Annotated in this window: 6 protein-coding genes; 2 read left to right on the top strand and 4 right to left on the bottom strand. The window is 70.4% G+C overall.

What is annotated here, in order from left to right; translation table 11 throughout:
• Window positions 1-127 precede the first annotated feature (127 nt).
• The 3 genes from AC5JJ2_RS27085 to AC5JJ2_RS27075 all read right to left on the bottom strand — a co-directional run bounded on the left by AC5JJ2_RS27085 (window position 128) and on the right by AC5JJ2_RS27075 (window position 4630).
• Complete coding sequence (locus AC5JJ2_RS27085; protein WP_495861183.1) at window positions 128-3400, bottom strand: pilus assembly protein TadG-related protein; 3273 nt, start codon at window positions 3398-3400, stop codon at window positions 128-130.
• Window positions 3401-3549: 149 nt separating this feature from the next.
• Window positions 3550-4065: a TadE family protein gene (locus AC5JJ2_RS27080; RefSeq protein ID WP_495861182.1), complete on the bottom strand. Its 516-nt coding sequence runs from the start codon at window positions 4063-4065 to the stop codon at window positions 3550-3552.
• A gap of 28 nt (window positions 4066-4093) precedes the next feature.
• The gene (locus AC5JJ2_RS27075) at window positions 4094-4630 is read right to left on the bottom strand and encodes a TadE family protein (protein ID WP_495861181.1); all 537 of its coding nucleotides are present in this window, start codon (window positions 4628-4630) and stop codon (window positions 4094-4096) included.
• Between the two features lie 214 nt (window positions 4631-4844).
• Here AC5JJ2_RS27075 and AC5JJ2_RS27070 point away from each other — a divergent pair, with 214 nt between their 5' ends.
• Both AC5JJ2_RS27070 and AC5JJ2_RS27065 read left to right on the top strand, forming a co-directional pair.
• Window positions 4845-6200 carry a serine/threonine-protein kinase gene (locus tag AC5JJ2_RS27070; RefSeq protein WP_495861180.1) on the top strand — a complete coding sequence of 452 codons (1356 nt, stop codon included), beginning with the start codon at window positions 4845-4847 and terminating at the stop codon, window positions 6198-6200.
• A 108-nt stretch (window positions 6201-6308) separates the two neighbouring features.
• Complete coding sequence (locus tag AC5JJ2_RS27065) at window positions 6309-7676, top strand: serine/threonine protein kinase (RefSeq protein WP_495861179.1); 1368 nt, start codon at window positions 6309-6311, stop codon at window positions 7674-7676.
• A 114-nt stretch (window positions 7677-7790) separates the two neighbouring features.
• Here AC5JJ2_RS27065 and AC5JJ2_RS27060 read toward each other — a convergent pair whose 3' ends face one another.
• Window positions 7791-9050, bottom strand: coding sequence for a metal-dependent hydrolase family protein (locus tag AC5JJ2_RS27060; RefSeq protein WP_495861178.1), 1260 nt, complete (start codon window positions 9048-9050; stop codon window positions 7791-7793).
• Window positions 9051-9169: the final 119 nt, after the last annotated feature.

Raw genomic sequence — 9169 nt, 5'->3', positions numbered from 1 at the left:
GGGGGCGCGGTTATACTCTCTCTGGGGTCTAAAACACCCCCCCCCCCCCCCCCCCGCCCCAACCCCCCCCGGGGGGGGGGGGGGGGCGGGCCCCCCCCCCCCCCCGCGACCCCCCCGCGGGCGGGGTTTACTCGATCAGCGTGACCTGCACGCCGCTCTGGAGGATCCGCTCGAAGCTGGACCGCAGCTTCTCGATCCGCTCGCTCGCCGTGCCGGTAATGATCTGGTAGTCCGGCAGCGGGGCGGCGGCGCTGTCCCCGGTCAGCCCGTGGTAGGCCACGTCTTGGAGGAACGTCAGCGCCTGCCCCTTGTACGTGCTCGTCGAGCTGAACAGGTCGCCGAACGCGATCGGGTAGACGCGGGCGGGCGAGTTCACCAGGCTGTACCCGTTGGACGTGGTCGGGGCGACGATCTGGTCCACGATGTCCATCGCCTTGTTGATCGAGTTCGCGTCCCCGTTCGCCCCGCTGCCGGTGGTGGTCGTCTTCGTGTAGTACGAGTTCGCCCCGGCCGGGGTGAGGTTGAAGTTCCGCCACGTGTTCGGCACGCCGTCCGTCTCGAAGATGACGATCTTCGTCGCCCCGCGGCGGCCGGTCCCGGCCCCGGCGACGCCCAGCCCGCCGAGGTCCGGGATGGACGGGGCGCTGCTGAGCAGGTTGAACGCGGTGGCGAACCCGGACACCGGGTCGGTCCCGCCGTTCCCGTTCGGCAGGTCGGCGTCCTGGGAACTCCCGTTGCCGGCGAGGGCGTTGCCGAAGCTGCTGTTGTACGGCCGCAGCTCGTTGTTCGCGGCGGCCCCGCCGGCCCGGATGCCGGCCAGCAGGCTCTTCGGGTAGTACAGGGCGTTCTTCAAGTTCTCCCAGTCCTGGCTCAGCGGGGCGCGGATCGTCTGGTAGGCCGCCCCGGCGAAGTACGTCGTCCCGACCAGGTCGTTGGGGTGGTTGTTCTTGATGTCGTCCAGGGCCGACCGGACGCCGGCCTTGAGCTGCCACGTCTGCGCCTCGGCCAGCGACCCGGCGTTCCAGTTCCGCAGGTTCGCGTCCTGGTACCGGCCGGAGATGAACATCAGCATGGACATCGGGCCGAACCAGAAGTGCAGCCGCGGGCGGTTCGGGATGTCCGTGTAGTTCATGTACGGCTTCGGGTTCGTGTACGAGATCAGGTCGGCCGTGTACGTCTCGTTCGCCGTCGCGTTGATGCTCACGGCGGCCCCGGCCCAGACGGCCGTCTCGACCCCGGCCAGCATGTACTGGGCGTCGTAGTTCGTGTGGTTCCCCTTGTACCCCATCACGTAGTCGATGTACTCCCGCCAGAACCGCTGGTCGAGGTACTGCTCGTTCGTGCCGGGGCTGCCGGCGTTGTCCACGTTGTCCGGGATGGACGCGTAGTACTTGACCTTCCCGGCCCGGAGGTTCGGCGGGAGGACTTGGGGGCCGGACTTGATCCACGCCAGCACGGCCCGGTAGTTGATCTTGTACCCGGTGTCCCGGAGCGTGTGGCCGGTCGTCCCCCGGAGCAGCGCCAGGTTGACGTTCTGCGTGCCGGCGTTGACCGGGTCGTTGTCCCCTTCCGGGTGGAAGTACTTCCACGTCCCCCCCTGGGTCGTGTTCACCGGGTCGCTCGACGGGGTGCCGGTGTTCGCGCTGTCGTTGCGGAGGAAGAACCGCCGCCGCCAGTCGCAAATCCAGTTCCCGCTGGAATCCTTGACCATGAGCGAGGTGTCGGTGCTCGTCGGGTTGGTGATCGCGAGCACGTTGTCCGGGCGGACGCCGCCGCCGAGCGGGCTGCCGCCGTTCGGGTTGCCCCACCGCGGGTCGGGCGGCCACACGAAGAACGTCTTGCCGTAGTACGCCGGCCCCATCGAGTACCCGTGGAACCGGCCGTTCGTCGGGAACGTCCCGCTGGCGTCCAGCCCGCGGGAGGCGACGGCCGGCCGGTACGTGCCGGGCGTGGCCGCCCCGGACTGGGCGTTGTACGCTTCCAGGTCGAGGTCGTAGCCCGCCTGCTCCCACGCCCCGTCCACGAACTTCTGCCACGTCGAGCCGCCCTCCCGCGGGGCCGTGACGTTGAGCGGGCTGAGCGCCCGGAGGCGGGCGTCCAACACCCCCAACGGGCCGATCGGCCGGGGGACGGCTTGCACGGTCCGCAGGGTCGAGGTCGAGAGCGTCGGGGCGGCGGCCACGGTGTTCGGGAACAGCACGTCCCAGGCGGTCTTCGCCGCCCCGGTCGCCGTCGCCGGGTCCCAGCTCGTGCCGTCCCGCAGGACGCGGCCGGCCTTCCGCGGGGAGCGGTCGCCGACGTACTTGATCGCGCCGTCGTCCTCCTGCGTGGCGAAGCTGGCCGGGGCCGGCGTCGGGCCGCTCGTGTTCGACCGGTCGAACGCGTTGTACCCGCTCCACCCGGTCGGGGGGGACATCGGGCCGAACTCCCCGCTCGTCGTCGTCGGGTTCATGCCCGGCGGGTTCCACCGGTGGAAGGCGTTGCGGAGCACGCCGGCGGACGACACGGTGTTGACCGGGCTGGCCGGGGTGGCGTTGTTCGTCACGTCGTAGGCGAACACGAACTGCCGGACGATGGCCGGGCCGACGTCCGCGTCCGTCGTCATGTTCGTCGGGGAGAACACCTCCTGCGTGCCGGCGATGAAGTTGGTCGTCCGCATGAAGGCGTTCGGCAGCGTCGTCGTCGGGTACCGCTGGTAGTGCCCGAACCGCGGGTACGTCGGGTCCGGGTTGAGCAGCCCGGACACCGTCCCGGTCGAGCTGGCCGTGCCCGGCGGCCAGGCGTAGGTGCTGGCGAACTTCATCGACCCGGACATGTCCAGGATGAGGGCCACGTCCCGCGGCCGGTGGACGGCGACGGCCCGCGCCGACGCCGGCAGGGACGAGATGCCGAACACGCCGGAGAAGAACGCCGGCTGCTGGGCCGCCACGTTCACCTCCACGGCCGTCCACGACTTGCCGGCCGGCTTCACCGCGGCCGGCGGCTCCTGGCCGGGCGGCGGCGGGTTGTCCGGGTCGATCATCGCGTGCCCGTTCACGAACCGGAACGTCTGCGCGACCGTGTCGTAGTCGTAGATGCCGATGTTCAGGCTCGTCGTCGTCAGCATGTTGTTGTTGATCACGCTATTCGCCTTGACCGACGCGCGGGCGATGACGTTCGCCTCGTCCTTCCGGTTGTCGTAGTCGTCCGGGTTCGTGTTCGCCGGGACGCGGCCGTCGAGCACCCGCGCCCCGGACAGGGCGGCCGTGTCGGCCGCGTCCTGGGCCGCCGACCGGGCGATGATGACCATGCCGAGGTCGATCGCCAGCGCGACGAACCCGAACAGGACGGTGACGCACACCGCCATCATCGGGACGATACTGCCGCGGCGGGGGGCCGGACGTTGGTAAGCAAGACGCATCGGAACACCTCTCGAGACGGAAGCGCGGCGCGGCACGGGGGCGCGCCGGCGGTACGCCGGACGACCGACTGTGCGGGAAGTATCCGCCGGGGGGGGCGGGAGGGGGACGGGCGGTTCGGGCGGGCCGCGGCGGCCGCGGCCGGGCGACGTTACCCTTCGCTGTTCATCGTGACGGCCACGTTGATGTCGATCTCCGCGCCCATCATCAGGAAGTTCGGCAGGAGCGTGTTGTACTTGCCGGTGATCTTCACCGCGATCCGCTCGCCGAACTGGGCGCTGTTCCACGCCACGGCCGGGGACTTCGGCTCGACCCGCGGGACGGCGAGGGCGAGCTTGTCCGAGTCGCACGCGAACACGGCCACCGTGTAGTTGTCGATCGCGTTCTGGATGCCGGCCATCTGCAGGTTCACGTGGGTCGTGATGTTCCGGTACGTCGTCGCCCCGTCCGTGAAGTCCACGGTGTCGAAGTTGCTCGGCTTGTTGACGTTCACGGACGCGTACCGGGCCCCGTCGCGGGCGGCGTTCGTCGTGATCTCGACCGTCATCAAGTACCGGCAGTACTCGAAGATGCCGAACAGGAACAGCAGGAACACGCTCAGCACGATGCCCGCCTCGACGGCGGTGGCCCCGCTGCGACGGCGGGCCGACGGGGAACGCAGGATCATGATCTCGTCTCCGGGGCGGGGCCGCGGGTTACCACTTCGGGAGGTTGGCGTTGACGACGAACGGGTCGTCCACCAGCATCTGCCAATCGACCTCGTACTCCACGATCGTCGGGTTCACCAGCCCCAGGCTGATCCACCGGACCTTGTCGAACGGGATCGACACGTACACCTTGAACTTCTCGTTCTTCAGCCCCTGGTACGGCTGCTTGGACGGGCTGGCGCTGGGCGTCTCCCCGTCGAACCCGAACTTCGTCGTCACGTCCGTCCGGAGCAGGCCGGGCAGGCCGCCGGTCACGACCGCCGTGTACACCGTCTCCTTGACGTTCGGCGTGCCGGAATCGTAGGTGATCTCCGTCGGCGTCCCGAGCCGGTTGATGATCCGGCCCTGGGCGGCCAGCCGCGCCCCCTCGCGGGCGGCGTTGATGACCACCTGCTGGGCGTACACCAGCCGGCCGACCTCCCACACGCCGAGGATGACCGGCACGAGGAGCAAGGACAGCACGACGGCCGCCTCGACGGTGGCGACCCCGGTGCGGCGGGCGACGGCGGAACGGCGAAGCATCATGGCGGTCGAGCCCCCGGCCCGGACGCGGGTACGGAACGGTAGTCGTCAACGGCTACCGACCACACCCTAGAACACGGGGCAAGGCGGCGGGGTGAAAAGTGGCGAACAAATTCCGGTCGCGCCGACTTTTCCGTCGGGTTCCCCGGCAATCGTGTTCTAAACTTCCCGCGGTCCGCGCCGTCCCCAGCCTCTCCGCTGTTGCCGCGGGAGTTGTATGTCGAAACCGGTTACCCTGAATGCGACGGTCGCGTTGGTTCGCAAGAGCCAGCTCGTGCCGGAGGACCGGCTGACGGGGTTCCTGTCGAGCGCGAATGCCGCGCCCCTGGCCGAACTCACGCCGACCCACCTCCTGGACCGCATGGTCGCCCACGGCCTGCTGACCAAGTTCCAGGCGGAGCAGCTCCAGGACGGCCGCCATCACGGGTTCATCCTCGGCAGCTACCGCATCCTGGAGCGGATCGGCAAGGGCGGGATGGGGCAAATCTACCTCGCCGAGCACGCCGAGCTAGGCCGCCGGGTGGCGATCAAGGTCCTCCGCCCCAGCGCCGAGTCCACCCCGCTGGCCCGCGAGCGGTTCCTCCGGGAGGCGACGGCGGCGGCGAAGCTGGACCACCCGAACATCGTCGCCATGTTCGACGTGTTCCCGGACGCCGACCCGCCGTACCTGGTGATGGAGCACATCGAGGGGGTCAGCCTGCAGGCGGCGGTCGCCCGGAACGGCCCGCTGACGCCGGCCGACGCCGCCGAGTGCGGCCGGCAGATCGCCCTCGGGCTGGCCCACGCCGCCGCCGCCGGCCTCGTCCACCGGGACGTGAAGCCGGCCAACGTCCTCGTCGACCAGCACGGCGTCGCGAAGGTCCTCGACCTCGGCATCGTCCACGTGATCGGCGAGACGCTGACCAAGCAGGTCGATACCGACATGATCCTCGGGACGGTCGAGTACCTCGCCCCGGAGCAGGCGTACAGCTCCCAGGTGGACGCGCGGGCGGACATCTACGGCCTCGGGGCGACGCTCTACTTCCTGCTGACCGGCCGCCCGCCGTTCCCGGACGGGGACGTGCGGACGAAAATCCTGAAGCTCTACTCCGCCGACCCGGACCCGCTGACGGCGGTGCGGCCGGACCTGCCGCCGGGCCTGGCGGCCGTCGTCCACAGGATGCTCGCGAAGCACCCGGACGACCGGTTCCAGGCGGCGGACGACGCGGCCGCCGCCCTCGCCCCGTGGGCGAGCCGGGTCGGGTTCCCGGACCGGCTGTTCGACGACATGACCACGACCGTCTCGGACCAGTACAGCCAGACGGACCTCATCCTGCCCGAGTACCTGCAGCCGCCGCCGGGGACGCCGGCCCCGCCGGCCGACGGCGGGACGGTGGACCTGGACGAGGCGATGCGGACGACGCAACCGGACCACGAGCAGACGCTCCGGACGCAGCTCGACCGCGCGACGGCCGAGGCCGGGCCGCTCCCGCCCGCCGCCGACCGCGGGCGGCTCGTGAGCTGGGCCGTCGTCGCGCTCGTCGTACTAATCCTCGGCGGGTTCACCCTCTGGGCGCTGCTGACCGCCCCGTAACCCGCTCATTCGCCCGAATCGGTCCGACGCCCGACCGATCCCGCGTCCGTGTTCTACACTGGGGCAGGAACGGAGTATCGCCCCGTGAATGAATTTGGCGTCCCCACCATGCCGGCCCCGACCACGACCGACCAACTGCTGACCAACCTCCGCAAGAGCGGGCTGGTCCCGGCCGACCGGCTGGAGGCCGCCCTCGCCGCGCTGACGCCGGACGACGGCCCGGCCGCCGTCCTCGACCGGCTCGTGGAGGGGAAGCTCCTCACCCCGTTCCAGGCCGACCGCATCCAGGCCGGCAAGTACAAGGGGTTCATCCTCGGCGACTACGTCATCCTCGACCAACTCGGCGGCGGCGGCACCGGGCAGGTGTACCTGGCCGAGCACAACGTCATGCACCGGCTGGTGGCGCTCAAGGTGCTGTCCGCGTCCGCGTCCACCGACACGGTGGCCCGCGAGCGGTTCTTCCGCGAGGCCCGCGCCACGGCCGTAATGGACCACCCGAACGTCATCCGCGTCCACGACCTCCGCAAGGACGGCCCGGTCTATTACCTCATCATGGAGTACGCCGGCGGCATCAACCTCCAGCAGATGGTGAAGGCGAAGAAGGCTCTCGACTGGAAGAACGCGGCCGCCTACGTCCGGCAAGCCGCCGTCGGCCTCCAGCACATCCACGACCACGGCCTCGTCCACCGGGACATCAAGCCGGCGAACCTGCTGCTCACGCACGACGGCACGATCAAGTTGCTCGACCTCGGCCTGGTGCGGATGGGCGACTCCTACGACTCGTCCGGGCTGACCGACCAGGTGGACCAGTCGATCCTCGGCACGGCCGACTACCTCGCGCCGGAGCAAGCGGTGGCCAGCTCGCGGGTGGACATCCGGGCGGACATCTACGGCCTCGGGGCGACGCTCTACTTCCTGCTCGCCGGCCGGCCGATGTTCCCGGACGGGCGGACGGCCCAGAAACTGATGTGGCAGCAGCTGCGGGAGCCGGTCCCGATCCGGGACATGCGGCCGGAGATCCCGGAGGGGCTGGCGGACGTGCTGCACAAGATGCTGAAGAAGAACCCGGACCAGCGGTTCCAGACGCCGGCCGAGGTGGTGAAGGCGCTGGCCCCGTGGACGCGGGAGGACGTGCCGCCGCCGGACGGGCAGCTCTTCCCGGAGGCCCCGGCCCGCCGCGGCGTCGCCCAGGGCATCCCGCCGGTGTCGCGGATTTCGTTCTCCGACTTCCTGATGGAGGACGCGGGTTCGACCGGCCCGGCGACGCCGCCGGCCCGCGGCCCGCGGCCGGACGACACGCCCAGCCCGCGGCAGGGGCTGACGGCGACCCCGCCGCTGCCGATCGTGGTCCCGACGCGGTCCACGCTCCAGCACGAGAACGGCCAGCCGACGTGGACGCTGCTGATCCTGGCGGCGGCCGTGGCCGCGACGTTCGCGACGGCGACGGCCGTGGCGGTGTTGATGATGCTGAAGTGATGTCTTGTAGGGCGGGTCAAGGCTTTGCGCCGACCCGCCGGGGGTCGCGACCACACGGGAGAAACGAAGAGGTGGCTGGGGGCGCGGCGGGTCGGCGCAAAGCCTTGACCCGCCCTACGAAACCCGCCCCGCCTTCACCGCGCCGCCCTGCACCACCGCGATGAACCGCGACCGGTCTTCCAACAGCGAGATGTCCGCGATCACGTCGCCGTCCACGACCAGCACGTCCGCCAGCTTCCCCACTTCCAGCGTGCCGATCTCGTCCGCCCGGCCCATGATCTCGGCCCCGGTCTTCGTGGCGCACGTCAGCACCTCCAGCGGCGTCAGCCCGACGTACTTCACGAAGAACGACAGCTCCTTCGCGTAGTCGCCGTGCGGGTTCCACGCGAATCCGTAGTCGCCGCCCATCCCGAGCCGCCCGCCGGCCCGCAGAATTTTCCGCGCGCTCTCGGCCCCGCCGTCGAGCGTCTCCTGATGGCCGTCGATGACCTTCTGCGACAGCCCGAACTCCTTGCCCCGCTCCACACTCACCAGCTCGAAGTAGAGCGCGGGCACGACCGGCACGTCGCGGGTCAGCAGCAGGTCGAGCGCCTCGGCGTCCATGAACGTGCCGTGCTCGACGGCGTCGTACCCGGCCCGCAGGGCGTTCTTGATCCCTTCCGTCGCCCGGCAGTGGCCGGTCACCTTCAGCCCGTGGTTGTGGGCCGTCGCGACGACCGCGTGCATCTCCTCGAACGTCATGCACAGCGTGTGGTGGTCGTTCGCGTCCGGGGCGGCGGCGTCGCCGGTCGGGTACGTCTTCACCCACTCGACGCCGTCCTTGACGAGCTTCCGGACGGCCGCCCGCGCCTCCGTCGGGCCGTTGACGAGCAGCACGAGGCCGTCCATGCCGATCTTGCGGTAGTCCGGGTTCCAGTCCATGAGGCCGCCGACGCCGCAGATTTCGCGGCCGCTGGCCGCCAGCCGCGGGCCGGGGCAGAGGTCGCTCTCGATGGCCTTCTTCAGCCACACGTCGATGTTGAACAGGCTGCCGCCGCTGCGGGCCGCGGTGTACCCGCACTCGAGCGCGAGCTTCGCGTTCGCCGCGGCGAGGAGCGTGACGTACTCGACCGGGTACTTGATGTCCAAATCTTCGAGCGCGGCGACGTTGAAGTACGTCGGGTGGAAGTGCGCCTCGACCAGCCCCGGCAGGATCGTGCCGCCGTTCGCGTCGATGCGCGCCGCGCCGGGCGACGGCGGCAGCCCGCCGCGGGGGCCGACGTAGGTGAGGCGGCCGTCGTCGATCCGCACGGCCGCGTCCGGGATCGGCGGCGTGCCGTCGCCGACGACGACCTGGCCGCGGTCGATGACGGTCGTGCCGGGGTGGAGTTTCATGGGAGAGGCCCGCCGGGGGAGAGTGGGAGAAGCCCGAGCTTATCGCGGCAGGAGGCAGAGTGCAATCGTAGGGCGAGTGCGGAAGGTTTGGCTTTGGTTTTGTTCCCTCCCCCCTTGGG

The sequence above is a fragment of the Limnoglobus sp. genome, from assembly GCF_059499385.1.
The sequence above is the reverse complement of the archived record's forward strand: the minus strand, read 5'-3'. Positions and strand labels throughout refer to the sequence as shown.

What these genes read in the sequence shown, in the direction of transcription:
- AC5JJ2_RS27085 (WP_495861183.1), bottom strand. Translation starts at nt 3,400, where the DNA reads ATGCGTCTTGCTTACCAACGTCCGGCCCCCCGCCGCGGCAGTATCGTC.
- AC5JJ2_RS27080 (WP_495861182.1), bottom strand. Translation starts at nt 4,065, where the DNA reads ATGATCCTGCGTTCCCCGTCGGCCCGCCGTCGCAGCGGGGCCACCGCC.
- AC5JJ2_RS27075 (WP_495861181.1), bottom strand. Translation starts at nt 4,630, where the DNA reads ATGATGCTTCGCCGTTCCGCCGTCGCCCGCCGCACCGGGGTCGCCACC.
- AC5JJ2_RS27070 (WP_495861180.1), top strand. Translation starts at nt 4,845, where the DNA reads ATGTCGAAACCGGTTACCCTGAATGCGACGGTCGCGTTGGTTCGCAAG.
- AC5JJ2_RS27065 (WP_495861179.1), top strand. Translation starts at nt 6,309, where the DNA reads ATGCCGGCCCCGACCACGACCGACCAACTGCTGACCAACCTCCGCAAG.
- AC5JJ2_RS27060 (WP_495861178.1), bottom strand. Translation starts at nt 9,050, where the DNA reads ATGAAACTCCACCCCGGCACGACCGTCATCGACCGCGGCCAGGTCGTC.